Annotated in this window: 21 protein-coding genes; 7 read left to right on the top strand and 14 right to left on the bottom strand. The window is 69.8% G+C overall.

Annotation, left to right across the window (positions count from 1 at the left end; translation table 11 throughout):
• The first annotated feature begins 249 nt into the window (after positions 1-249).
• Positions 250-1,089 carry a hypothetical protein gene (locus ACIPVN_RS09585; protein WP_400443346.1) on the top strand — a complete coding sequence of 280 codons (840 nt, stop codon included), beginning with the start codon at positions 250-252 and terminating at the stop codon, positions 1,087-1,089.
• A gap of 281 nt (positions 1,090-1,370) precedes the next feature.
• Here ACIPVN_RS09585 and ACIPVN_RS09580 read toward each other — a convergent pair whose 3' ends face one another.
• The 4 genes from ACIPVN_RS09580 to argG form a co-directional block, all read right to left on the bottom strand.
• Positions 1,371-3,242, bottom strand: coding sequence for a YhgE/Pip family protein (locus tag ACIPVN_RS09580; protein ID WP_400442396.1), 1,872 nt, complete (start codon positions 3,240-3,242; stop codon positions 1,371-1,373).
• Positions 3,239-4,129 carry a hypothetical protein gene (locus ACIPVN_RS09575; protein ID WP_400442395.1) on the bottom strand — a complete coding sequence of 297 codons (891 nt, stop codon included), beginning with the start codon at positions 4,127-4,129 and terminating at the stop codon, positions 3,239-3,241. The genes ACIPVN_RS09580 and ACIPVN_RS09575 overlap by 4 nt, the downstream gene beginning before the upstream one ends.
• Complete coding sequence (locus ACIPVN_RS09570) at positions 4,126-4,752, bottom strand: TetR/AcrR family transcriptional regulator (protein WP_400442393.1); 627 nt, start codon at positions 4,750-4,752, stop codon at positions 4,126-4,128. The genes ACIPVN_RS09575 and ACIPVN_RS09570 overlap by 4 nt, the downstream gene beginning before the upstream one ends.
• 128 nt (positions 4,753-4,880) lie before the next feature.
• Positions 4,881-6,314 (bottom strand): argininosuccinate synthase, encoded by a 1,434-nt coding sequence (gene argG, locus ACIPVN_RS09565; protein WP_400442392.1) that lies wholly within the window; start codon positions 6,312-6,314, stop codon positions 4,881-4,883.
• 102 nt (positions 6,315-6,416) lie between these two features.
• On the opposite strand from argG, the gene ACIPVN_RS09560 reads away from it, so the two are divergent.
• The 3 genes from ACIPVN_RS09560 (at position 6,417) to ACIPVN_RS09550 (ending at position 9,377) form a co-directional block, all read left to right on the top strand.
• Positions 6,417-7,145, top strand: coding sequence for a ZIP family metal transporter (locus ACIPVN_RS09560; protein ID WP_400442390.1), 729 nt, complete (start codon positions 6,417-6,419; stop codon positions 7,143-7,145).
• 202 nt (positions 7,146-7,347) lie between these two features.
• Positions 7,348-8,319, top strand: coding sequence for an alpha/beta hydrolase (locus ACIPVN_RS09555; RefSeq protein ID WP_400442388.1), 972 nt, complete (start codon positions 7,348-7,350; stop codon positions 8,317-8,319).
• Between the two features lie 65 nt (positions 8,320-8,384).
• Complete coding sequence (locus tag ACIPVN_RS09550; RefSeq protein WP_400442386.1) at positions 8,385-9,377, top strand: hypothetical protein; 993 nt, start codon at positions 8,385-8,387, stop codon at positions 9,375-9,377.
• A gap of 48 nt (positions 9,378-9,425) precedes the next feature.
• Here ACIPVN_RS09550 and ACIPVN_RS09545 read toward each other — a convergent pair whose 3' ends face one another.
• The 10 genes from ACIPVN_RS09545 to ACIPVN_RS09500 form a co-directional block, all read right to left on the bottom strand.
• Positions 9,426-10,535 carry a DUF4064 domain-containing protein gene (locus ACIPVN_RS09545; protein ID WP_400442385.1) on the bottom strand — a complete coding sequence of 370 codons (1,110 nt, stop codon included), beginning with the start codon at positions 10,533-10,535 and terminating at the stop codon, positions 9,426-9,428.
• Complete coding sequence (locus ACIPVN_RS09540) at positions 10,529-11,284, bottom strand: hypothetical protein (RefSeq protein ID WP_400442383.1); 756 nt, start codon at positions 11,282-11,284, stop codon at positions 10,529-10,531. Before ACIPVN_RS09540 ends, ACIPVN_RS09545 begins: the two co-directional genes overlap by 7 nt.
• Positions 11,281-12,396: a VWA domain-containing protein gene (locus tag ACIPVN_RS09535; RefSeq protein WP_400442381.1), complete on the bottom strand. Its 1,116-nt coding sequence runs from the start codon at positions 12,394-12,396 to the stop codon at positions 11,281-11,283. The genes ACIPVN_RS09540 and ACIPVN_RS09535 overlap by 4 nt, the downstream gene beginning before the upstream one ends.
• Positions 12,393-13,379, bottom strand: coding sequence for a VWA domain-containing protein (locus ACIPVN_RS09530; protein ID WP_400442379.1), 987 nt, complete (start codon positions 13,377-13,379; stop codon positions 12,393-12,395). The genes ACIPVN_RS09535 and ACIPVN_RS09530 overlap by 4 nt, the downstream gene beginning before the upstream one ends.
• Complete coding sequence (locus ACIPVN_RS09525) at positions 13,370-13,858, bottom strand: hypothetical protein (RefSeq protein WP_400442377.1); 489 nt, start codon at positions 13,856-13,858, stop codon at positions 13,370-13,372. Before ACIPVN_RS09525 ends, ACIPVN_RS09530 begins: the two co-directional genes overlap by 10 nt.
• Positions 13,845-14,753 carry a DUF58 domain-containing protein gene (locus ACIPVN_RS09520; protein WP_400442375.1) on the bottom strand — a complete coding sequence of 303 codons (909 nt, stop codon included), beginning with the start codon at positions 14,751-14,753 and terminating at the stop codon, positions 13,845-13,847. The genes ACIPVN_RS09525 and ACIPVN_RS09520 overlap by 14 nt, the downstream gene beginning before the upstream one ends.
• 48 nt (positions 14,754-14,801) lie before the next feature.
• Positions 14,802-15,989 (bottom strand): AAA family ATPase, encoded by a 1,188-nt coding sequence (locus tag ACIPVN_RS09515; RefSeq protein WP_400442374.1) that lies wholly within the window; start codon positions 15,987-15,989, stop codon positions 14,802-14,804.
• Between the two features lie 117 nt (positions 15,990-16,106).
• On the bottom strand, positions 16,107-16,796 hold the full coding sequence (locus tag ACIPVN_RS09510) for a Pr6Pr family membrane protein (protein WP_400442372.1): 690 nt from the start codon (positions 16,794-16,796) through the stop codon (positions 16,107-16,109).
• Between the two features lie 109 nt (positions 16,797-16,905).
• A complete protein-coding gene (locus ACIPVN_RS09505; RefSeq protein ID WP_400442370.1) occupies positions 16,906-17,595 on the bottom strand; it encodes a Pr6Pr family membrane protein in 690 nt (229 codons plus the stop codon).
• Between the two features lie 190 nt (positions 17,596-17,785).
• Complete coding sequence (locus ACIPVN_RS09500) at positions 17,786-18,715, bottom strand: DMT family transporter (RefSeq protein ID WP_400442368.1); 930 nt, start codon at positions 18,713-18,715, stop codon at positions 17,786-17,788.
• 297 nt (positions 18,716-19,012) lie between these two features.
• Between ACIPVN_RS09500 and ACIPVN_RS09495 the strand changes: the two genes are divergently transcribed.
• From ACIPVN_RS09495 to ACIPVN_RS09485, 3 genes are all read left to right on the top strand, one after another.
• Complete coding sequence (locus ACIPVN_RS09495) at positions 19,013-20,299, top strand: adenylosuccinate synthase (RefSeq protein ID WP_400442366.1); 1,287 nt, start codon at positions 19,013-19,015, stop codon at positions 20,297-20,299.
• A gap of 4 nt (positions 20,300-20,303) precedes the next feature.
• The gene (locus ACIPVN_RS09490) at positions 20,304-21,407 is read left to right on the top strand and encodes a lactonase family protein (protein ID WP_400442364.1); all 1,104 of its coding nucleotides are present in this window, start codon (positions 20,304-20,306) and stop codon (positions 21,405-21,407) included.
• Positions 21,408-21,619: 212 nt separating this feature from the next.
• Complete coding sequence (locus ACIPVN_RS09485; protein ID WP_400442362.1) at positions 21,620-23,053, top strand: dihydrolipoyl dehydrogenase family protein; 1,434 nt, start codon at positions 21,620-21,622, stop codon at positions 23,051-23,053.
• Positions 23,054-23,113 lie beyond the last annotated feature (60 nt).

Here is a 23,113-nt window from a genome sequence, read left to right as displayed (position 1 = left end):
GGGGGCGCTGGTGGTCCACAACTCCGGAGGATTGCCTACTTTCCGATTTAACCTGCTGCTGCGCGCGCCATCCCGGAAGCTTTTCCGGAGTTGTGAACACGGTCGGAAGGATGCCACTACTCCTGCACGGTGCGTCTGTGGTCCCGGCTTATTCCGATGGCCGCGGTACGAGTACATCGCGGGGTTCCCGTCGCACACACTGCTCTGGTGAGAAACGTCCGAAGAACAGTCAGAGATCGAGCCGTGGACATGTACACCCCGTGTGTGTTCACTCGTTCGGAGCTGCACGCCAGGGGACTGAACGGGCGCTCGATCACGCGGGCCGTCGAGGCTGGAGCGCTGCTCCGGTTGCGACGAGATCGCTATGCGTATCCGGATGTCGCGACGGACGTCGCAGAGGCCGTGCGCATCGGCGGACGGCTGTCCTGCCTGTCGCTTCTCGTAGCGATCGGAGTTTTCGTGCATCAGTCTTCGGTCCTGCACGTGCAACTTGCCCCCGACGCTTCGCGCGTGCGACCGCCCGGTTCGGCAGGTACCCGTCTGCACTGGAGCGCACCGTCGCGCGTACCGGCACCCCTCCATGCGGCGGCTTTCGAGGATGTCGTCCGACATGCCGTCAGATGTCAATCACCCCGCGCCGCCCTGGCGACACTCGACAGCCTGCTCCACCACGGCCTGCTGAATCGGGGGCAACTCGCGATGCTCTTCGACGGCTTGCCGCAGCGCTACGCCCGCCTTCTCACCCTCGTCGATTCGACCGCGGAGTCGGGACCGGAGACCTTCATGCGCCTCATCCTGAAGGCGATAGGTGCGGACTTCACGACGCAAGTTCGCATTCACGGCGTCGGGAGGGTGGACTTCCTCGTCGACGGGTGGTTGATCATCGAATGCGACAGCCGGGCGTTCCACGAGGGTTGGCACGCTCAGGTCGAGGACAGGCGACGCGACCTGGCCGCCGCCGCACAAGGCTTCGTCACGATCAGGCCGCTCGCGGCCGACCTCATGGACAGGCCGGACGTCGTGCGGGTCGCGGTGATGGAGGTATTGGGTGCCCTCGGCGCGCGCGGCCAGCGCGGTCACCGTTCATAGTTCCGGAGATCTGAGGCGCAGAGGGGCACATGCGGCTCGGGAAGGCCGTGGGTGGGGCGGTCTTTCGGAGTTGTGAACACTCCGAGATCGGGCGGGGCGGCCTCGCAGGATGGTCGCCCGCCGCGAGTCGGTGCCGGTTGCCGTTCACAACTCCGGAAGAAGTGCGGTGCGCAACCTAGATCGGGGGTTCAGAGGCGACTACCGCGGAAATCTCCAGAGTTATGCGGCCGCCCCGCCCCTCACAACTCGAGGAGAGACGGACTCTCGCGCCGCGCCTGGCCTCAGCCGATGAGGCTGGGCTGCAGGTCGCGCAGCGTGCGCCGGTGGGTCATGCGCGTCACGCCGATCATCGCGAACAGCAGCGCCCCCACCAGCCAGATGCCGAGCATGATCAGATCGCCGCCCGCTCGGGCGAGGTCACCGCCGTACATCAGCTGGCGCATCGCATCGACGACGTACCCGAGGGGCAGCACGTGATGCAGTGCCGCGAGCGGGGCGGGCAATGTCTGCCAGGGGAACGTGCCGCCCGCGGTCACGAGCTGCAGCACCATGAGCACGAGCCCGAGGAACTGCCCCACCGACCCCAACCACACGTTGAGCGCGAGGATGATCGCCGCGAACGTCGCCGAGGCGAACATCAGCACGCCGAGGGTTCCGACCGGATGGTTGAACGTGAACCCGAGGGTGAGCGCGAGGATGCCCATGAGTCCCAACATCTGCACCGCACCGAGTGCCGCGGGTGTCAGCCACCCGGCGAGCGTGATGCGGATCGGGGAGTGGAGCGCGGTGATCGCGCGTCGCGAGATCGGCTTCACGATCAGGAAGAGCGCGTAGATGCCGATCCACGCCGAGAGCGCGGCGAAGAACGGGGCGAGCCCGGCGCCGTAGTCCTCGGCGGAGGCGACCTTGTCGCTCGACACCTTCACCGGGTCGGCGATCGTGTCGGCCTGCAGGGAGCGCAGTTCGGGGGTGGATGCCGGGATCTGATCGACGCCCGCCGCCAGTCCGTCGCGCAGCTCGGCCGCGCCACTGGCGAGGGTGCTGAGCCCGTCGCGCAGTTGCGCCGCGCCGTCGTTGGCGGATGCCGCGCCCTCGGCGACCGTGCCCGCACCGGTGGCGAGACTCGCGGCGCCGGTCGAGAGCGTCGCCGCTCCGGAGGCGACCTGCTGGGCGCCATCCGCCAGTTGATCGATCTTGCCGACGTCGGCCTGCACGGTCGCATTGCCGTCCTGCAGCCGGGTCGCGAGCGGGTCGAGCTTCGCGAGCACCTGGTCGATCTCCTCGGAGGTGAGGCCCTGATCGGTGAGGATCGTCGTGATGTCGGTCCGCACCTGGGGAAGGGCGTCCGTCGCCTGCTGCACGACGGAGCCCGCCCGGTCGGCGATGTCGGCGAGCTGGCGGTTGCCTTCGCTCACCTGTGCGGCGCCGTCGGCGAGGGACTGCGCCCCGGTCGCCAGGGTCTGGGCCCCGGATGCGAGCTGCGCGGTGCCGTCGGCCAGCTGGGCCGTGCCGTCGGCGAGTGTCGCACTGCCCGTGGCCGCGGTGTTCGCGCCGTCGGTCAACTGCGTCGCGCCATCGGTCGCGGTGACGAGGCTGTCGCGGATGTCGCTGAGCCCGGTGAGCAGCCGCTCGGCCGCCTCGCTGCCGACCATCTCGGCCACCGAGCTGCGGATCTTCTCGACCGCCTGTGTGCCCATCGACGACGCGAGGTAGTTGTTCGCGTCGTTGGTCTCGAGGTCGATGCGGGCCTGGTGCGGGTCGTCACCCGCGGCGGAGGTCAACGCCGTCGAGAAGTCGGAGGGGATGGTCACGGTGAAGTCGACGGTGCCGTGGCGCAGGGCGTCTGCCGCTTCGTCGGCCGTCATCCGCTGCCAGTCGAAGGCGTTGCCCTCGATGAGGTTGTCGGCGACGTCTTCGCCGTAGTTGACGGTGTCGCCGTCGGCGGCGTCGGATGCCGTGGACGGCGCGCCCGCATCGTCGACGACGAGAGCCACCGGCACCTCGGGGAACTTGGCGTACGGGTCCTGGTTCGCCCAGAGGTAGAGGCCGCCGTAGAGGATCGGCACGCACACGAGCGCGATGAGCGCGATGATGCCCATCTTGCTCGCCGTCAGCCGCCGCAGCTCGGCGGCGATCATCGCGGGAACCTTCATGATGCGGCTCCGTTCGTGTCGTCTTCGTTCGTGTCGTCTTCGGGGCTGGAGTCTGGGGCGGGGGGCGCTTCGACAGGCTCAGCGACCCAGCTTCCATCGTCGGTCTCGGGTGCGAGGTCGCTATCACCGGGTCCCTGAGTCTGTCGAAGGGTCCCGCCGCGCTCGACCTCACCTTCGTCCGCAGCGCTCGCCGCGGCATCCGCGTCTGCCTCTGCCTCCGCGTCCGGCTCCGCATCCGCTTCCGGCTCGAGCACGAGCGGTTCGACCGGCCCCGAGGCGTTGACCGCGCCGAGCTCCTGCATCCGTTCGAGCGCCACGGCGGCCGAACCGCCGAGGATCACGAGCATCGCGAACCCGCGCTCGGCGAACTCGGCGGCGATGCGCCACCAGCCGTCGGGCGAGCCGCCGTGCCGATCGGGCGACACGAGCACGACGGCATCCGTTCCGTCGCGCAGCACGGCGAGCTCGCAGAGGATGCGCACCCGCGCCGAGGGGTCGATGTTGCCGATCGGCACCGAGGCGAGCTCGGCGTACCCGAGCTGCGACAGCCAGCGCTTGGCGTGCAGCGGTGTCGCGCCGAGCCCGGCGAACATCAATTCCTCACCGACCACGCCCGCGAGCGAGATGTCGGGATGCGGGTCGCTGACATCCGGGGCGTCGACGAGGGCGACCCGGCGGCGCAGCTCCTTGGCGCTCTCGGAGTCGTCGATCGTGACGCGACCGGTCTCGGGGCGCATGCGTCCGCTCGCGATCAGGCCGAGAACGGTGGGGCGCTGCTCGGTCTCGGCGAGGGCGTAACGCACCTCGCCGGTGTGGAATTCGAGAGTGGTGGGAGGGAGGGCTTGGCCGTTCTTGCCCTTGCTCACGTCGTGCAGGGTGATCCTCATGCGGGGGCCTCCGTCGGGCCGGTGACGATGTCGGGGTGGGCGGCGAGCAGCTCGTCGGCTTCGCGCCACGAGAGTCCGGCGATGCTGAGCACCGCGCGCACGGCGAGGTTCGCGGCGCCCGTGCTCGCGGCATCCGTGCGAGAGATGACCGTACGTGCGATCTCCTCGATGAGGCGGGCGAGGGTGGGGGCGGCGAGGTCGCTGCGGAAGCTGCCGTCGCCCTGGCCCCGCCGAACCAGGGCCGCGACCGTGCGGCGCAACGGGGCGAGCGCGTCGGCCGTGTGCTGCACGTGCGCCTCGTCGAGCGCGAGCGCGGCGGCGACCTGCACGTGCGCCGCCTCGTGCCAGAGGCGTGCGGCGAGACGGGCGAGGGCGAGGCGGGCGTCGGCGTCGGTCACCGACTCGGCGATGGCGTTGAAGCGCTGTGCGCCGGTCGAGATGAGCTCGCGGATGAGGGCTTCGCGGTCGTCGAAGTGGCCGTAGAGGGTGCGGCGCGAGAGGCCGGCGCTGCGGGCGATCACGTCGACCGAGGCGTAGGGGTCGACGGAGAGCGCGGAGCGGGCGGCGTCGAGGATGCCGGCGCGGTTCTCGACGGCATCGCGGCGGGGTGCGCGGGTGGTCATGGATTCGAGTGTACTTAATGTGCACAGTTGTGTGCAAGATAACTCGACCGACTCACAGCATCCGCGGAGCGGACGAAAAGAGGGGGCGGATGCCGCAGCATCCGCCCCCTCGATCGAACCCGTGAGGGTCAGTCGGTGCCGGAGTCGAAGGCCGCGCCCTCGGAGGCCGTGTCGACCGCGTCGGCGAGGTTCTCGTCGACCTCTTCGACCGCGCCGGTGATCTCGCCCGACTCACCCGCGGTGACGCGACCGACGAGCTCGCCCGTGGCGCCGCCGACGAGGCCGAGGCCCGCGTACTGCTCGAGGCGGGCACGCGAGTCGGCGATGTCGAGGTTGCGCATGGTGAGCTGTCCGATGCGGTCGACCGGGCCGAAGGCCGCGTCGCCGACGCGCTCCATCGACAGCTTCTCGGGGCCGTACGACAGGTTCGGCGAGACGGTGTCGAGGATGGTCCAGTCGTCGCCACGGCGCAGGCGGATCGTCACCGAGCCGGAGATGGTGAGGCCGACCCAGCGCTGGATCGACTCGCGCAGCATGAGTGACTGCGGCTCGAGCCAGCGCCCCTCGTACATGAGGCGACCGAGGCGACGCCCCTGCTCGTGGTAGGTCGCGAGGGTGTCTTCGTTGAGGATGCCGTTGACCAGGCGCTCGTACGCGATGAACAGCAGCGCCATGCCGGGCGCCTCGTAGATACCGCGCGACTTCGCCTCGATGATGCGGTTCTCGATCTGGTCGCTCATGCCGAGGCCGTGGCGGCCGCCGATCGTGTTCGCCTCACGCACGAGAGCGACCGGATCCGAGAACTCGACGCCGTTGAGGGCGACCGGGCGACCGGCCTCGAACGTGACGGTGACGTCTTCGGTGTCGATCGCGACCGAGGGGTCCCAGAACTTGACACCCATGATCGGGTCGACGGTCTCGAGCGAGACGTCGAGGTGCTCGAGGGTCTTGGCCTCGTGCGTCGCGCCCCAGATGTTGGCGTCGGTCGAGTAGGCCTTCTCGGCCGAGTCGCGGTACGGGAAGTCGCGGGCGACGAGCCAGTCGCTCATCTCCTTGCGGCCGCCGAGCTCGGTCACGAAGTCGGCGTCGAGCCACGGCTTGTAGACGCGCAGACGCGGGTTGGCGAGCAGACCGTAGCGGTAGAACCGCTCGATGTCGTTGCCCTTGTAGGTCGAGCCGTCGCCCCAGATGTCGACGCCGTCCTCCTTCATGGCGCGCACCAGCATCGTGCCGGTCACCGCACGCCCGAGGGGAGTGGTGTTGAAGTAGGTCTTGCCGCCCGAGCGGATGTGGAACGCTCCGCACGAGAGCGCCACGAAGCCCTCTTCGACCAGCGCGGTCTTGGCGTCGACCAGGCGTGAGGCCTCGGCGCCGTACTCGAGCGCACGGCCAGGGATCGACTCGATGTCGTCTTCGTCGTACTGCCCGAGGTCGCCGGTGTACGTGTAGGGGACGGCGCCCTTCTCGCGCATCCACGCGACGGCGACGGAGGTGTCGAGTCCTCCGGAGAAGGCGATGCCGACGCGCTCGCCGACGGGCAGGGACTGGAGGACCTTGGACATGCCCTCCAGTCTACGGCGGGCGGCGTGTCGCTCCCGAATGCGTGACGGCATCCGCCCGTGCCGACGAACGGATGCCGCGTCGCGCACTTTTGTGCAGGAGGAGTGAGGTGGGAGAGTGTGCTCATGGGTGGAGCGGTGCTGTGGGGTGTGGTGGCGGCGGCGCCGCTGTTCGTCGGCGCCGTGCTCGCGCTGCTGCGGAAGTGGCCGCCGCGCTGGCTGGGCATCGTGCTCGGCTTCGGTGCGGGCGCGCTCATGGCCTCGATCGCCTTCGAGCTGTGGGAGGAAGGCCTCGATCGCGGAGGCCCCTTCCCCCTGGTGATCGGCGTCGCCCTCGGCGCGATCAGCTACTACGTCGCGGCTCGCATCCTCGATGCGCGTGCCGCGAAGAAGAAGGGCGAGGCGGGCGGGGGTCAGCTCGCCGTGGGTGCCCTGCTCGACGGCATCCCGGAACAGCTCGTGCTCGGTATCGGGCTCGCGTCGGGCGAACCGGTGAGCATCGCGCTCGTCGTCGCCATCCTCGTCTCCAACCTGCCCGAGTCGATCGGCTCGGCCGCCGACCTGCTCGACGGCGGCATGAAGCGCTCGCGCGTGCTGCTGCTCTGGGCCGGCGTCGCCGTGATCTGCGCCGCCGCGACCGTTGCGGGCTTCGGCCTCGCGAGCATCACCGGCGACGCGTTCCGCACGGCGGCCAGTGGATTCGCGGCCGGCGCGCTGCTCGTGATGCTCGTCGACTCGATGGTGCCCGAGGCGCAGTCCAAGGCCAAGGAGTCCACCGGTCTCGCGACCGTGCTCGGGTTCGCGCTCGCCGCAGGACTCGCGCTCGCGAGTTGAGTGGTCCCGCGACGACGGTGAAGGGTCACGATACGCCTCATGCTCGTCGCCGCGTGGGGCGTGTCCTGACCCTTCGCCGCGGGACCCGCCATCCGGCGGCATCCCGCCCGGCCATCGGCCCCGACTGGCGGGTTACCGCAGATCGCAGACTGCAGGATGCTGGCGGGACGCCGCTGTGGCGACCGAGAACGAAGGAGTTCCGATGACTGAGACGACCCTGCGCCGCCCGCCGTTCGACCCGGAGCTGGAGGCCGCGCTCGCGCTCGTCGGCGACCAGATGCCGCCCACGCTCACCGCCGAGATGATCCCGCTGCTGCGCCAATCGCCGATCGGCGGGGAGGACGAGGTCTTCGCCGCGCTGTCCGACCGCGGATTCACGCACCGCGACGTCACCATCCCCGCGCACGAGGGCGGCGAGATCATCGTCTCCGTCGTCGAGAAGGAGGGGCGCACCGGCACCGGTCCCGGGTTCTTCCACACGCACGGCGGGGGCATGATCATCGGCAACCGCTGGCTCGGAGTGGTCGGTTTCCTCGACTGGGCCGATCGCTTCAACGGGGTGATCGTGACAGTCGAGTACCGGCTCGCCCCCGAGTTCCCCGACCCGACGCCCGTGGAGGACTGCTACGCGGCCCTCGTCTGGACCGCCGACCACGCCGCAGAGCTCGGAATCGATCCGAGCCGTCTGCTGATCGGAGGGGCGAGCGCCGGCGGCGGTCTCGCGGCCGGGACGACACTGCTCGCCCGCGACCGCAAAGGTCCCGCGCTCATCGGCCAGCTCCTGATCTACCCGATGCTCGACGACCGCGACGAATCGATCTCGACCCGGCAGATCGACGGTGTCGGGGTCTGGGATCGCGGCTCGAACATCACCGGCTGGACGGCTCTGCTCGGCGACCGCGTGGGCACCGATGACGTCTCGATCTATGCGGCGCCCGCCCGCGCGACCGACCTGGCCGACCTCCCGCCCGCCTTCATCGACTGCGGCAGCGCCGAGGTCTTCCGCGACGAGGACGTCGCGTACGCGACGTCGCTCTGGGCGGCCGGCGTTCAGGCCGAACTCCACGTCTGGGCCGGAGGTTTCCACGGGTTCGAGATGTTCGCCCCGCACGCTGCTGTCTCGCAGGCCATGCTGGCGGCCCGCGACGACTGGGTGAACCGCCTGCTCGGGTGATGCCGCTCCTAGGGGGTCGAGCCCGCGACCCCCTAGGGTGGAATCCCCGCGCGATGGAGCCCGAGATGCAAGATCTGCTGGGGCGGCTCACCGCCCTCGACCCGGATGCGAGCGAGACCCTCAAGGTCGTGTCCTACTTCGATGCGCTCGTCGCGCGTTCGGTGGGTGTCGAGAGCATGTTGCGCGGGGCCGCGGTTCTGAGCGGTGCGACAGTCGGGCACCGCGACTCCCGCCGGTGCGTGCGGGTGCGGGCAGACGGCGTGCGCATCGAGCCGGTGGAACCATCGGATGCGTGGAACCTGCGCGAGAGCGCACCGGATGCCGTCGTCTGGATCGAACGCGACGGAGCCGCGCACGCGAACGACGGCATGATCCTCGAGCGGCTCGCCCTGGCGCTCGGAATCATCCGCGCGCGTCGCGCGGGAGGTGCCGAGAGCGCGGTCGAACTGGTCATCAGCGCGTTCTCGGCCGCCGAGGAGCGCGCTGCGGCGGCCGCCCGACTACGTCTGCCCGCGGGGCGGCTGCGGGTGGTCGCCTCGCCGCCCGACCCAGCGCCCGCGGAAGAGCATCCGTCCGCCGTCGTCGCGACACGGCAGGGTCTCGTGCGGGCGACCCTCATCGGAGCGGACGAGCGGGCCGAAGATGCCTGGGCCGAGACCGGGGGCGTGCGTCTGGGGGTCGGGGGTGCCGCCCTGACCGAGCACCTCGCCGACTCCTGGGAGTCCGCTCTCATCGCGGCCCGTCTGACGACCCCGTCCGAACCGGTGCTGGTGGCCGACGACCTCGGCGCGCTGCTGTTCATCGCTCAGACCGCGGGCGGTGCACAGCATCCGGATGCCGTCGCTCTGGCGAGCCTCGACAACCGCAGTCGCGAGCTGCTCAATGCGGTCGTCGACGGGCAGAGCGTCCGTGCGGCGGCCGTGCGCCTGGGGCGGCACCACTCAAGCGTTCAGGAGAGGCTGGCGTCGCTGGTCGAGGTGCTCGGGTACGACCCGCGCACGCCTCTGGGGCAGGCCCGCTTCGTCGCGGCCCGCCTGCTGCTGAGGCTGCGCGACTGAGGACACCGCCTCGGGCGGGTGCTTCGATGGGCTCAGCGCCCTGGAGTGTCAGAACCCGGGGTACTCCTGGATCTTCTTCTCGAACTCGTCACGGTCGTCGTCGCTGAGCACGGCGCTCGCGATGACGAACAGCTGCAGACCCTCCACCGGCTCGCCCGTGCGGGCGTTCTGCGCCTCGCGCTCGGTCGTGAATCCTCCCGTCGAATCGTTCGACAGGTCGTAGATCGTCGAATAGAAGCGCAGAGGATCGGGGTAGTTCTCGGTGTACGACTCCCACGTGTGCTGGGTGCGCGGGTCGTCGCTGCCGTAGAGCTTCGCGATCATCGTCGGGTCGATGCCCGATCCGGTCGGGTCGTTGAAGGCGTACAGCCCGTACATGCCGTGCTCCTGCACGACCTGATCGATCACGGCCATGACCTGCTGTTTGCGCGCGTAGTCCTGGATGGGCTCGTTGGTCGCCCAGCCCGCCGACCCGTACTCGTAGAGCATCGACTCCCCGCCGTAGCCGTTGCGCTCGGGCCGCAGGTCTTCGTCGGTGAACTGCGTCCAGGTGTAGCCGAACTCGTCGCTGAGGCGCTGGCGCACGTCCGCGAAGAGGCTGTCGGCCTCGGTGCGCACCTCTTCGAGCGACTGCTGGTTCAGCACGTCCTGGTTGTCGGTGCCCTTGATCCCGGGGTACGCCTCAGCGTGCTTCTGCTCGTCGGACTTCGATCCGTCGTAGTTGCCGCTGGCCGACGACTGCAGGGCGCTGAGCCCGCCCACGGTGGCGACATTGAACAGCACCGCGATGACGAGGGCGATCGCGCCGAGCATCCGCCCCCGTTTCGTGACGATCGCCGCGATGATGACCGCGACGAGCACGAGTTGCACGGCGAGCAGGGTGACGCCGTAGAGCAGGTCGGTGCCGCCGGCGAGCATCGTGCCCAGCAGCACGATGGCGAAGAGGATGCTGGCGAGCAGGGCGACCCATCCGATCGCGTTCGCCGACCGGCGCTCGTCGTCGCCGTCGGCCACCGACACGAACGTCGGAAACGCCGGAGCCTCCTGCGGCCCGGTGCCGCGGCGCGCGCCCCGGTAGCCGCCGGGCGGCGGAACAGGCGGCGCGCCCTCGGCGCCCGCGAGGTAGCGGGCGCGCTGGCTCTCGTGGTCCATCACCATGGCTTGTCCGTTCCCGAGCCGGGCTCGTCGCCGCCCTGCTGCTGGTCGCGCTCCTGTGTGCCCTGGTCGAGCTTGTCCTTGAGATCGTCGAGCTTCTGCTCGTCGGGCTGCTGCGGTTGCTCCTGCTCGTCCTCCCCCTCCTGCGGGTCGGGCTGCTGCTCCTGCTCCTGCTGCTGCTTCTCCTTCAGCCGCTCCTCGGAATCGTCGAGGCTCTCGCCCATATCGCGATCCGGGTCGGACGACTGGTTCTCGGCCTCTTCGCTGTTGCACTCCTCGGGCGTCTCGACCGTGATCGTGAGGGCTTCGGCGTAGAGCGCGGCAGCCCCGGCTCCGTCGCCGCCCTCCCGTGCCGCGTCGCCCATGCGCTCGATCACGAGCGAGAGGTTGATGCGCACGTCGCAGACCTCCAGACCCGTCGCGAGGTCGAGGGCCTCCTCGAGCTTGGTGCGCGCCTCGGGCAGCTCCTCGGCGCCCGCGAGCGCGGTGCCGATGTTGAAGGGGGCTTTGTACGGCTCGAACCAGTTGAGGAACTCCTGGCCCTCGGCCGCGGCCTCGGACCCCGCGTAGTCGTCGACGACGTAGGCGCTGATCGCCTGGTGTGCGAACGCGTACATGCTGAGGATCTTGCCCACGAAGAACAGCGATGCGAGCACGAGCGGGATGCTGCCGATCGCGATCCACTTCCGGATGCTGCGGCGCCGACGGTTCGCGGCGAGGAGATCGGCGGCCGCGGTCTGCGGGTCGGTCATGAGTCGCCTCCGTTCTTGGGGCGGCGGCGCTTCGACAGGCTCAGCGACCCCGTATCGGGGCTCGGCGACGCGGTTCTGGGGCTCGGCGACCCAGCCCCAGCCGTCGGGGTGCGGAGGCCGCGCAGACGGGCGATCAGCATGGCCGCGCGCGCCAGTTCGACACCGAGCAGCACGATGAGCACGAGCGCCGCGATCCAGTAGAGCTCGGTGACGTTGCCGACCTCGCCGGAGTCGGCGTAGTTCGTGGTGGTGGTCGGCGCCTCGGGCAACTGCGGCTCGGTGTCGGCCGTGCGGTGCGCATACTCGACGCCGAGTTCGGCGGCCAGCGCCTGCAGATTCTGCTCGTCGACGACCGACAGCGCGTCGGAGCCCTGGTACTGGATGTATCCGGCATCCGTGCCGTCGACGCCGCCGCTGGTGATGCGCATCGGCCCGCCCTCGGCGGTGCCGTAACCGAACACCGCACCGGCGTCGGTGTAGGGCGCGCTCGCCGCGAACGACTCGGGGTCCGACGACACGGTCTGCTCGCCGTCGCCGAAGTAGAACACCATGCGCGAGCGGTCGGGGGACGACTCGGCCGCCGACGCGAGCGTCTGCTCGAGCAGGGTCGCGGCGATGCCGATCGAGCTTCCGCGGGACTGGCTCGTGACCTCGGGGCGCAGCACGTCGAGTGACCCGACCAGCGCCGTGGTGTCGGTGGTCAACGGCATCCGCAGTTCGGCGGCGGCGTCGAAGGTGAGCAGGGCGAAGCGCGCGCCGGGGTACTCGGCGATGATCGAGCGCACGTCGGCGCGCACGCCGTCGAGGCGCGGCTCGCCGTCTGCCCAGTCCTCGGCGACGATGCTCGCGGTCGTGTCGACTACCAGCACGATGTCGGTGTCGGTCGCCAGCGTCTGCGTGGCGCCGCCCGGGATGCCGGGGCGCAGCAGCATCACGAAGCAGGCGAGCACCGCGGCCAACCGCAGCGCCCAGAGCACGCGGTGATTGCGCGTCTGCACGGTCGAACGCCCCGCGTCCTTCGGCGCGCGCACGAGCACCCACACCACGAGTGCGGCGATCGGGGCGAACAGCAGCAGGAGAAGGAAGACGTTGATGGCGGGTTGGAAGATCACAGTCGTACCCTCCACAGCAGCACCACGAACGACAACAGGGCGATCGAGACGACCACGATCCACAGGTCGGGGGCGTCGGTCCACACGACCTGCGCCTCGCCGCGCAGCTCGGTCGCGTCCTGCTCGCGCACCTGCTCGACGATGTCGCCGACCGTCGTCGTGTCGCGCAATCCGTAGGCCTGACCGCCGGTCGCTTCGGCCGCGGCAGCGAGCTCGGCGCTCACATCGGCGTCCTTGCCCTCGACGGGGTTGAGGGCGAACACGCGCACGCCGTTCGACGCGGCGTAGTTCGCCGCCTCTTCGAGCGTGACGATCGACGCGCCGTTGATCTCGTTGTCGGTCGCGAAGATCACCGAGCGCGAGCGCTCATCGTCGGGATGGTCGAAACCCATCGCGCAGGCGGCGAGCCCGTCACCGATCAGCGAGGCACCGTTCCCGTTGAGCGTGCCGACCCAGTGCTCGGGGATCTGATCGACGTAGTCGAAGCTCTCGCGCATGCTCTCGAGATGCGTGCGGATGAAGTCGTAGTCGTCGGTGAGCGGGAAGATCTGCACGGGCGAGCTGTTGAAGATCGTCAGCCCGATGCGCTCGCCCTCGAAGCCGTCGAGCAGCTCTTCGAACACCGTCAGCACCTCGACGTCGACCTCCGACATCGATCCCGAGACGTCGAGGCAGAGCATGATGTCGCGGCTCGTGTTGACGGGCTGGATCGTCTGCGAGGACATCGGCCGGGCGGCCACGACACCGGCCGTGACGACCGTGAGCGCACCCAGGAGCAGGATGCCGCTCAGGGCGACGATCCGTCGGGAGAGCGCTTCGCGGAAGGCGGGCAGCGCGCGCAGGCGCTCGGCCCGGGCGATGCGGGCGCGGTCGGCTCCCGTGGACTGCCCGCGGCTGCGCAGACCGAGCGCGAGTCCGACGCCGAGGGCGGCGATCACGACCGCGGCCGCGACGATGATGAGCCAGCCGTTCGCTAGTGCCATGAGCGCACCACCGTCCGCGCCGCCTCGGCACCGGCGAGAGGATCGATCGGCGGACCCTGGCGGAAGATGCTCGGGTAGTAGTGCCGGCGCATCGCGTCGATCAGGGCGGGGTGCACTCCGCGGGAGACGAGATCGTCGAGGGCGAGCACCGGGGCCTCGAGACCGCTGTACTCGTTGACGAAGGTGCGCACCACACGGCTCAGCTCGAGGTTGGCGTTGCGGGGCGAGAGCCGCTTCTCGCGGTAGTCGGTCTCGATCTGCTGCACGCGGTCGAGGTACTCCACGCGCAGTTGGCTGAGCACGTCACCCGTCATCAGCTGCGGCTGCTCGATGCCGAGCCGGTCGGCGGGGCGGCGCTGCTTGGTGAACGCGATGACGAGCCATGCGCCCACGATCAGCAGGGCGAGGATGCCGAACGCCAGCAGCACCCAGCCCCAGCCGTACTGCGCCGGAGGATAGAGCTCATCAGACCCGGGCATTCGACCTCCCACCGGATCGGCTGAGCGCCCCGTGGAGCAGGCGCAGCAGCTGCGGGACGGCCGATTCCTGGCCCTCGAGCACGGCGTGGCCGATCTCGAGCCGCTTCAGGGTCTCGGCGAGGTGCGCCTCCTCGGCCTGCGCCTGGGCGGTGAGCTGGCGCACGATCGCCGCGTCGCCCTGCACGAAGTCCGGTACGTCCCAGCTGCTGTCGACGTCGCTGCGGATGCGCCCGGTCGCGTGGTCGAGCACCGGATCCGCGTCGCGCAGGGTGAGCCACAGCACGTCGTGCTGCACGCGCAGCCGGCGCAGCATCCGCTCGGTCTCGTCGGTGATCGGCGCCTCATCGGTGATGACGACGACGATCATGCGCCGCGACACCGTGCGGGTGACGTACGAGAGCAGACCGTCGCGGTCGTTGGGAACCGCGCTCTCGTCGGTCGCCCGACTGATCGTGCGCAGGGCATGCTCGAGCGCGCCCTCGCTGCGACCGGGGGGCAGTCGACGCGCGCCTGAGGAGTCGCCGTGCACCGTGGTGAAGTCGTCGCCGTGGCGCAGGGTGAGGATGCCGAGGGCGCCGGCCGCCATGATCGCGAGGTCTTTCTTCGGCCGCTCGTCGGCTGCGAGGGCCGTCATCGAGCGCCCGGTGTCGACGACGAACAGCACCGTCTGCATGCGCATCGCGCGCGATCGCTTGACCAGAGGCGTGCCCAGGCGGGCGGTCGCGCGCCAGTCGATGTCGCGCACCTGGTCGCCGTACTCGTACTTGCGCAGGTCTTCGAAGTCCAGGCTCCGCCCGCGCAGCAGCGACGCGTGCGCACCGTCGAGCGCGTGCATCGACTTGCGCGACGAGTGCAGGAAGAGCTTGCTCTTCACCTGCGTGATCAGACTGGGCATGGGCTCGTGTTCCGGTGCGGGGCGACGGTTGCTGGCTCGGCGACCGGGTCAGGGAGTGGGGACGGCGGCGAAGATCTGGTCGATGATCTCTTCGCTGCGGATGCCCTCGGCGTCGGCCTCGAAGGTCAGCAGCACGCGGTGGCGGAGAACGAGGTGGCGCAGCTCGCGGATGTCTTCGGGCAGCACGTGCGAGCGGCCCTTGAGCAGTGCGAGGGCGCGCGACGCCTGCAGGAACGCGATGCTCGCACGGGGGCTCGCGCCGTATTTGATGAACCGGGCGCGGTCGTCGCCGATGTACGGCGCGGGGTTACGCGTGACGTACGCGATCGACACGATGTAGTTGCGGATCGCGGGGTCGACATAGATGCGGCTGGCCACGTCCTGCAGCATGTGCACGTCGTCGAGCGAGATCGCGCTCGAGACGTGACGGTCGGGATCGAGCACACCGGAGTCGATGCGGCCGAGGATCTCGAACTCCTCGGCGGGGCTCGGGTACTCGACGATCTCCTTGAGCAGGAAGCGGTCCATCTGCGCCTCGGGCAACTCGTAGGTGCCCTCCTGCTCGATCGGGTTCTGCGTCGCGATCACGAGGAAGGGCTTGGGCAGGTGGTGCACCTCGCCGCCGATCGTGGTCTGGTGCTCCTGCATCGCCTCGAGCATGGCGCTCTGGGTCTTGGCGCTCGATCGGTTGATCTCGTCGAGCAGCACGAAGTTGGCGTGCACGGGCCCGAGAACGGTGCGGAAAGAACCGGTCGCCGCGTCGTAGATCTGGTTGCCCGTGATGTCGCTCGGCAGCAGGTCGGGCGTGCACTGGATGCGCTTGAACTGCGCCTTGACGGTGTCGGCGAGCGTACTCGCGGCGGTCGTCTTGGCGAGGCCGGGCACGCTCTCGAGCAGGATGTGACCGCCCGCGATGAGCGAGATGAGCAGGCTCATGCGCAGGCGCTCCTGGCCCACCATCTTCGCGGAGTAGGCGCCGGAGACGACCTTCAGCACGTCGCTCGCCCGCGAGATCTCGGCGTCGGACGGGGCCGTCCGGGGCGCGGCATCCGTCTTCGGAGCCGGAGCGGGCGCCGATCCCGCAGCGGGCGCGGAGGCCGCAGGCGCGGCGGCAGGGGGCGGAGGCGTCGGCGCATCGCGCAGCTCGCTGCGCAGCACGGGCGCCGGCGCGGGAGGAGCGGGCGGGGGCGGAGGGGCCGTGTTCGTCGACGGGTCCGGCGCGTAGGGCTCGTTCATCTGCAGTCTCCTCGATCACGCGGGGAAACATCGCGTCCTTCCCCCGCACCAGGGTAACCGCATCCGCCGACACGCCGGTTCGGAGCCGATGGGGAGGAGTCCCCATCGAGGTCGTGATCAGGGAACGCGGATGCCGCGGCGCCGACCGACCCAGACCACACCGGCGGCGACGGCGACGATTCCGATCGCGATCCCGATGATGTAGACGACGACCGAGCCCCACCCGCCGGGACCGTTCGGGTCGAGGAACGGATAGGGGTACCACCACGGGTTGCCGGTGATCGGGCCGGTGATGAAGTTCGCGCGCACCATCGTGTAGACGGTCCACACCAGGGGGAAGATCACGGCGACGAGGGCCGCGCTCCACGGCAGTGCGCGCCGTCGCGGCGCGAAGAGCACGTCGAGGAGCATGACGAGCGGCACGATCACGTGCAGCGTCTCGTTGGTCCACACCTCCGAGACGCCGTCGAGGTTGATGTACCGCAGGAGCAGGTTGTAGACGACACCCGTGACGATCATGTAGGTGCTGGTGCAGACGAGCAGCGTGGCCAACCAGCGGGGTTCGGGGGTGTCGTCGCGGCGCGTGCGCAGCATCCAGATCGCGGCGATCGTCAGCGAGACGACGGCGCCGATGTTCGACAGCACGGTGAAGAAGCTGAAGAAGTTCGCCACGACGGTCGGCACGTGCGAACCCCACTCGGTGGTCGACGCCTGCGCGTTCGTGATCGACACCGTCATCTGCCGCACGAGCGCTGCTGCGCCGAGAAGAGCTGCGGCGATCCGCAGGTAGGGCCACCAAGTCGTCATGTTTCCTCCGCCGCCAATGTATCGGGAGAAGTCCGATGACATCAGGCGAAAAAACCGCATGTACGGAGTTGGTATATCGATGCCGTTCCGCGCGGGGCAGTCGCCGTACTCAGGATGGTCGCTGGGCGCCGCGGAGACGCCCGACCCCGACGACGATGAGCGAGATGACGACGATCGCGGCCGCGATGGCGGCGACGTAGAGGCCCACTGAGGCCCAGCTCGAGGTGTTCGGGTTGAGGAACGGGTACGGGTACCAGTAGGGCGTGGCGGTGAACGGGTTGGTGATGAACGGTCCGCGCACCAGCGTGTAGGCGCCCCATGCGAGCGGGAAGACCACCGCCAGCAGCGCGGTGCCCCATCCGAGCGCGCGACGGCGGGGCGCGATCAGCACGTCGAGCAGCATCACGATCGGGAGCACGACGTGGAGCGTCTCGCTCGTCCACTGCTCGGTCGCGCTGTGGGAGGGGATGCCGCGCAGCAGCAGGTTGTAGACGACGCCGGTCGTGATCATGTAGGTGCTGGCGTACGCGAGCAGCACGGCGAGCCATCGGGGCTCGGTGCTGTCGGTGCGCTTCGTGCGCAACATCCACCCGGCGGCGATCAGCAGCACGATCGCCGCGATGAGGCCCGAGAGCGTGGTGAAGAAGCTGAAGAAGTTCGACACCGCTGTGGGGATGTCGCGACCCCACTCCGTCGTCGCCGCCTGCGCGGTTGCGATCTCGCGAGTGAGTTGCCGCGCGAGTGCCACGAGCGCGAGCAGGGCGGCGACGATCCGCACATAGGGCCACACAGATTTCATCGTTCCTCCGACGTTGCGTGCTCGACGCTCTGGCGGTCGAACCGTCGGACACCGTAGCCGGTGATCGGGGGGATGCCGGGCTTCTCCGGGTGGTTTCCCACTCTCGAGCCGGGCTTCTCGGAATATCGTTCAGCAGTGCGTCAGATTCGGGCTGATCTGCTGTGGCGATCGGTATATCAATACGCCTGGGTCAACCCTGCCGCCCCCACCGCAACCGCGTCACCAGCACGCCCAAGAGGCACAGCGCCCCGCCGAGGAACATGAGCGGGGTGGGTACCTCGCCGAGGATCGCCCACGACATCAGGATCGCGACCGCCGGAACGACGTACGTCGTGGCGGAGGTCTGGCCCGCGGTGCTGCGCTGGAGGACGTAGGCCCAGGTCGTGAAGGCGATCGCCGTCGGGAAGATGCCGAGGTAGACGACCCAGAGGGTGGAGCCGAGGGGTGCCGTCTGCAGTGCACCGATCAGGCTGCCCGTCCACGGCAGCAGAGCGACGGTGCCGGCCATCGCGCCGAGCCAGGTGAGCGTGGTCGCATCGGACCCGGCGCTTAGCAGGTGCTTCTGCAGAAGCGTGCACCCCGCGTACATGACGGCGGCGAGCAGGGCCAGCAGCAGGCCGGTGAGATCGGGCCCCTCTCCCTCGGCCGCCTGCGAGTTCATGCCGATCAGCACGACGCCGAGGAAAGCGATCGGCGCCCCGATGATCAGCGGCTTGGGGAAGCCCTCGCGCAGGAACAGTCCGCTGAACACCACGACCATGAGTGGAGCGAGGTTCACCACCATCGCCGCCGTGCCGGCGTCGAGAGTGCGTTCGGCGGCGTTCAGCGCCAGGTTGTAGACGCAGAACCAGCCGACGCCCCACACCGCGACCAGCCACCAGTGCCGGCGCGCGGGAAGACGGATGCCGTGGCGCACCGCGATGATCGCGAGAACGAGGCTCCCGACAGCCATGCGCAACAGCGCGAGCGCGCCCGGGTCGAAGTGCGGGCCCGCACCGCGGATACCGATGAACGCCGACGCCCACAGCACGACCGTCACCAGGGCGGCGATCAGCACGAGCGGGCCCTGCCGGGGCCTCGTGCCCGGCAGGTCGCCGGTGAGGGGAGCGGTCTTCGACATCCTCCGATGGTGTCAGGGGCCACCGACATCCGCGATGCGGGAGAGCGACAGCATCCGTCGCTATTCCGCCAGGTCCCTCGCCAGGTCGCGCACGTTTCGGAGGAGAACTCTCGAAATGCAGGAGCGGATGCAGCATCCGCTCCTGCGCAAGAGGAGATCTCCTCCCGCAGAAGAGGCTCTCCTTCCCGCGGAAACCGCGCACGAAGGGCGGTGTCGGCCCCTTCGATAGGATGGGAGCGCCCGAGACGGGCCAGCTCATCAGCCGGTGCAAACCCGGCGGAAGCAAGGGGGACACCCGTGCCAGGAATCGTTATCGTCGGCGTGCAGTGGGGCGACGAAGGAAAGGGCAAGGCCACCGATCTGCTCGGTGACCGCACCGACTGGGTCGTGAAGTTCAACGGCGGCAACAACGCCGGGCACACCGTCGTGGTGGGCAACGAGAAGTACGCACTGCACCTGCTGCCCTCCGGCATCCTCTCCCCCGGCGTCACGCCGGTCATCGGCAACGGCGTCGTCGTCGACCTCGAGGTGCTGTTCCACGAGCTCGAGGCGCTCGGCGCCCGCGGCATCGACGTCTCGCGCCTCAAGGTGAGCGCCAACGCGCACATCATCACGCAGTACCACCGCACGCTCGACAAGGTCACCGAGCGCTTCCTCGGCAAGCGCATGATCGGCACCACCGGCCGCGGCATCGGCCCCGCCTACGCCGACAAGATCAATCGCGTCGGCATCCGCGTGCAAGACCTCTTCGACGAGAACATCCTGCGTCAGAAGGTCGAGGGCGCCCTCGACCAGAAGAACCACCTGCTGGTCAAGATCTTCAACCGCCGTGCGATCACGGTCGACGAGATCGTCGAAGACCTGCTCTCGTACGCCGAGCGGCTGCGCCCGCTGGTCGCCGACACCGGCTACCTGCTGGCCGAGGCGCTCGACCGCGGCGAAGTCGTCGTGTTCGAGGGCGGCCAGGCCACCATGCTCGACGTCGATCACGGCACGTACCCGTTCGTGACGTCGTCGTCGGCGACCGCGGGCGGCGCGGCCACCGGTTCGGGCGTCGGACCCGGGGCGCTCGACCGCATCGTCGGCATCGTCAAGGCGTACACGACCCGCGTCGGATCGGGTCCGTTCCCCACTGAGCTCTTCGACGAGCAGGGCGAGTGGCTGCGCTCGCGCGGCTTCGAGTTCGGCACCACCACCGGCCGTCCTCGCCGCGTCGGTTGGTACGACGCCCCGATCACGCGCTACGCCACGCGCGTGAACGGCATCACCGACCTGGTGCTCACCAAGCTCGACATCCTCACCGGACTCGATCAGATCCCCGTGTGCGTGGCCTACGACGTCGACGGTGAGCGCTTCGACGAGGTGCCGGTCAACCAGACCGACTTCCACCACGCGACGCCGATCCTGGAGTATTTCCCCGGCTGGAGCGAAGACATCTCGGTCGCCCGTACGTTCGAAGACCTGCCGAAGAACGCGCAGGACTACGTGCTCGCGCTCGAGAAGATGAGCAACACCCGCATCTCGGTGATCGGCGTGGGCCCGGAGCGCGACCAGGTCGTCGTGCGCCACGACCTCGTCGACTGACCCCGTGACCCGTTTCTGGCTCGGGGGCTACGGCCCCGAGATGGACGGCTCGGCCGAGGGGATCGGATACCTCGCCGGCGACGACGGCCGCGAGGCCACGACGCTCGGCTACCGAGACCTGGCGGCGACGGCATCCTCACCGTCGTGGCTGGCGAAGCATCCGTCTCTCGACGTCGTCTACGCGGCGCTCGAGCACGACGGCGCGGTGCAGGCCTTCGTGCGATCGGGTGAGGGATCGCTCTCCCCGCTCGGCGGGCCGGTGCCGGCGGGCGAGGCCGTGTGCCACCTGGCCGTGTCGCGTGACGGGTCGACGCTGATCGCCAGCTGCTACGGCGACGGTCGGGTCGTGCGATTCGGCCTCGCGTCCGACGGGCGCATCGTGCCGGCGAAGGCGGATGCCGCGGCGGCGCTGCGCGCGGCTCTGTTCGGCGACGACGAAGACCCCGACGCGGTGCGCGAGGAACCGGGGGTGGGGGCCGCGGCATCCGATCCGTACGGTCTGCCGGACCGTGCCTCGCACGCCCACTCGGCGGCGTTCCTGCCCGACGGGCGCATCGTCACCTGCGACCTCGGCTTCGACCTCGTGCGCTTCTGGCGGCCGTCGGGCACCGGGCTGCGTCTCGACCATGAGGTGATCCTGCCGCTCGGCGTCGGGCCGCGGCACATGGTGGTGCACCCGAGCGGGCACCTGCATATCGTCACCGAGTATTCGTGCGAGGTGTTCACGCTCGCCGAGACCCCGAGCGGGGCGTGGGCCGTCGTGTCGTCGACGCTGTCGAGCCCCATCGCCGAGGTCGGCGTCGACTTCCCCGCCGAGCTCGCCCGCACCCGCGACGGCGCCTTCCTCTATACGGCTCTGCGCGGAAGCAACACGATCGCGGCGCTGCGCGTGCTCGGCGGCGGTGAGCGCCTCGAATCCATCGCGCTCGCCGACTCCGGCGTCGTCTGGCCCCGCCACCACCTGGTGTTCGAGGGCAAGCTGGTGGTGGCCGGGCAGCGGTCCGACTCGATCAGCCTGATCGACCTCGACGAGCGCACGGGAGCGCCCCTCGGCATCCGTCACCAGGCGCCGGCCGCCACGCCGACGCACATCCTGCCCGTGCGCTGACCCGGTCGGGTCGCGGCCCGAAGCCCCTGCGCAGAACTCCGGAGATTCCTGCCGATCGGGTGGATGCAGCGCCGCCGATCGCCGTTCGACACACGATCTCCGGAGTTACGAACCCACGGCGGCGCACACCGTACCCGGCGCGTCGGGGAACAACCACCCCGTGACACGACGTTGCTGTTCAGCGAGACTGTTGCGCGGAGAGGTGCGAAGCGATGACTGCAGACAAGACGGACGAATACGACCTGATCGTGCTGGGCGGAGGTCCGGTCGGCGAGAACGTCGCGGACCGCGCGGTGCAAGAGGGTCTCACGGCGATCATCGTCGAGAGCGAGCTGGTCGGCGGGGAGTGCTCGTACTGGGCGTGCATGCCGTCGAAGGCGCTGCTGCGCTCGGCTCAGGCGCTGCGCGCAGCCCAGCACGTGGCCGGCGCGAAGGAGGCGGTGACCGGTGCTCTCGACGTGCGCGCGGTCTTCGCACGCCGCGACTCCTTCACGAGCAACTGGTCGGACGACGGCCAGGTGAAGTGGCTCGAATCGGCGCACATCGATCTGGCGCGCGGGCACGGGCGGCTGACGGGCGAGCGCGAGGTCACGGTGACCGACTCCGACGGCGGCACGCGCGTGCTGCACGCCCGCCACGCGGTCGCGATCAGCACGGGTTCGGATGCCGTCGTGCCGCCGATCCCCGGCCTGCGCGAGGCATCGCCCTGGACGAGCCGCGAGGCGACCAGCGCCGAGGAGCTTCCCGAGTCGCTGGCCGTGATCGGCGGCGGCGTGGTCGCGGTCGAGATGGCGACGGCCTACGCCGCGCTCGGATCGACTGTCACCCTGATCGCACGCAGCGATCTGCTGGGCGGCATGGAGCCGTTCGCGGGCGAGCGGGTCGCGGCGGGGCTGCGCGAGCTCGGCGTCGACGTGCGGCTGAACACGGGCACCACGGCGGTGCGCCGCGACGATTCCGGCGTCACGATCACCCTCGACGACGACAGCGAGATCACCGCGAGCGAGGTGCTCGTCGCGACCGGTCGTTCGCCGCGCAGCGGCGACATCGGCCTCGAGACGGCTGGCCTCGAGCCCGGGAAATGGATCGAGGTCGACGACACGCTGCGGGTTCCCGGTTCGGACTGGCTGTACGCGGTGGGTGATGTCAACGGCCGGGTGCTGCTCACGCACCAGGGCAAGTACCAGGCGCGCGCGGCGGGCGACGTGATCGCCGCACGCGCGAAGGACGAGCCGGTGGATGCCGACGATTGGGGGCGCCATGCCGCCACCGCCGACCAGGCCGCGGTTCCGCAGGTGACGTTCTCGATCCCCGAGGTGGGATCGGTCGGGCTCACCGAGAAGGCCGCGCGCGACGCGGGCCACGAGGTGGAGGTCGTCGACTACGACCTGGGCTGGGTGGCCGGAGCGAGCCTCTACGAGGACGGCTTCGAGGGGCAGGCCCGGCTCGTCGTCGACACCGCGCGCGACGTCGTGCTCGGTGCGACGTTCGTCGGCCCGGAGGTCGCGGAGCTGGTGCAGGCCGCGACGATCGCGGTCGTCGGCGAGGTGCCGATCAAGCGGCTGTGGCACGCGGTGCCCTCGTACCCCACGGTGAGCGAGGTCTGGCTGCGCCTGCTGGAGGGCTACGGGCGGGCCTCGGCGTGAGCTACCGGGCCGGGGCGTCGACGACGGCGCGCCGGCATCCGATCCGAATCGGCCGACGCT

This window comes from Microbacterium sp. NPDC090003, from assembly GCF_044748385.1.
GTDB lineage: Bacteria > Actinomycetota > Actinomycetes > Actinomycetales > Microbacteriaceae > Microbacterium.
The sequence above is the reverse complement of the archived record's forward strand: the minus strand, read 5'-3'. Positions and strand labels throughout refer to the sequence as shown.

Bases quoted from the DNA above. Each gene is read 5' to 3' on its own strand.
- ACIPVN_RS09585 (WP_400443346.1), top strand. From the start codon at position 250: ATGTACACCCCGTGTGTGTTCACTCGTTCGGAGCTGCACGCCAGGGGA.
- ACIPVN_RS09580 (WP_400442396.1), bottom strand. From the start codon at position 3,242: ATGAAGGTTCCCGCGATGATCGCCGCCGAGCTGCGGCGGCTGACGGCG.
- ACIPVN_RS09575 (WP_400442395.1), bottom strand. From the start codon at position 4,129: ATGAGGATCACCCTGCACGACGTGAGCAAGGGCAAGAACGGCCAAGCC.
- ACIPVN_RS09570 (WP_400442393.1), bottom strand. From the start codon at position 4,752: ATGACCACCCGCGCACCCCGCCGCGATGCCGTCGAGAACCGCGCCGGC.
- argG (WP_400442392.1), bottom strand. From the start codon at position 6,314: ATGTCCAAGGTCCTCCAGTCCCTGCCCGTCGGCGAGCGCGTCGGCATC.
- ACIPVN_RS09555 (WP_400442388.1), top strand. From the start codon at position 7,348: ATGACTGAGACGACCCTGCGCCGCCCGCCGTTCGACCCGGAGCTGGAG.
- ACIPVN_RS09550 (WP_400442386.1), top strand. From the start codon at position 8,385: ATGCAAGATCTGCTGGGGCGGCTCACCGCCCTCGACCCGGATGCGAGC.
- ACIPVN_RS09545 (WP_400442385.1), bottom strand. From the start codon at position 10,535: ATGGTGATGGACCACGAGAGCCAGCGCGCCCGCTACCTCGCGGGCGCC.
- ACIPVN_RS09540 (WP_400442383.1), bottom strand. From the start codon at position 11,284: ATGACCGACCCGCAGACCGCGGCCGCCGATCTCCTCGCCGCGAACCGT.
- ACIPVN_RS09530 (WP_400442379.1), bottom strand. From the start codon at position 13,379: ATGGCACTAGCGAACGGCTGGCTCATCATCGTCGCGGCCGCGGTCGTG.
- ACIPVN_RS09525 (WP_400442377.1), bottom strand. From the start codon at position 13,858: ATGCCCGGGTCTGATGAGCTCTATCCTCCGGCGCAGTACGGCTGGGGC.
- ACIPVN_RS09520 (WP_400442375.1), bottom strand. From the start codon at position 14,753: ATGCCCAGTCTGATCACGCAGGTGAAGAGCAAGCTCTTCCTGCACTCG.
- ACIPVN_RS09515 (WP_400442374.1), bottom strand. From the start codon at position 15,989: ATGAACGAGCCCTACGCGCCGGACCCGTCGACGAACACGGCCCCTCCG.
- ACIPVN_RS09510 (WP_400442372.1), bottom strand. From the start codon at position 16,796: ATGACGACTTGGTGGCCCTACCTGCGGATCGCCGCAGCTCTTCTCGGC.
- ACIPVN_RS09505 (WP_400442370.1), bottom strand. From the start codon at position 17,595: ATGAAATCTGTGTGGCCCTATGTGCGGATCGTCGCCGCCCTGCTCGCG.
- ACIPVN_RS09500 (WP_400442368.1), bottom strand. From the start codon at position 18,715: ATGTCGAAGACCGCTCCCCTCACCGGCGACCTGCCGGGCACGAGGCCC.
- ACIPVN_RS09485 (WP_400442362.1), top strand. From the start codon at position 21,620: ATGACTGCAGACAAGACGGACGAATACGACCTGATCGTGCTGGGCGGA.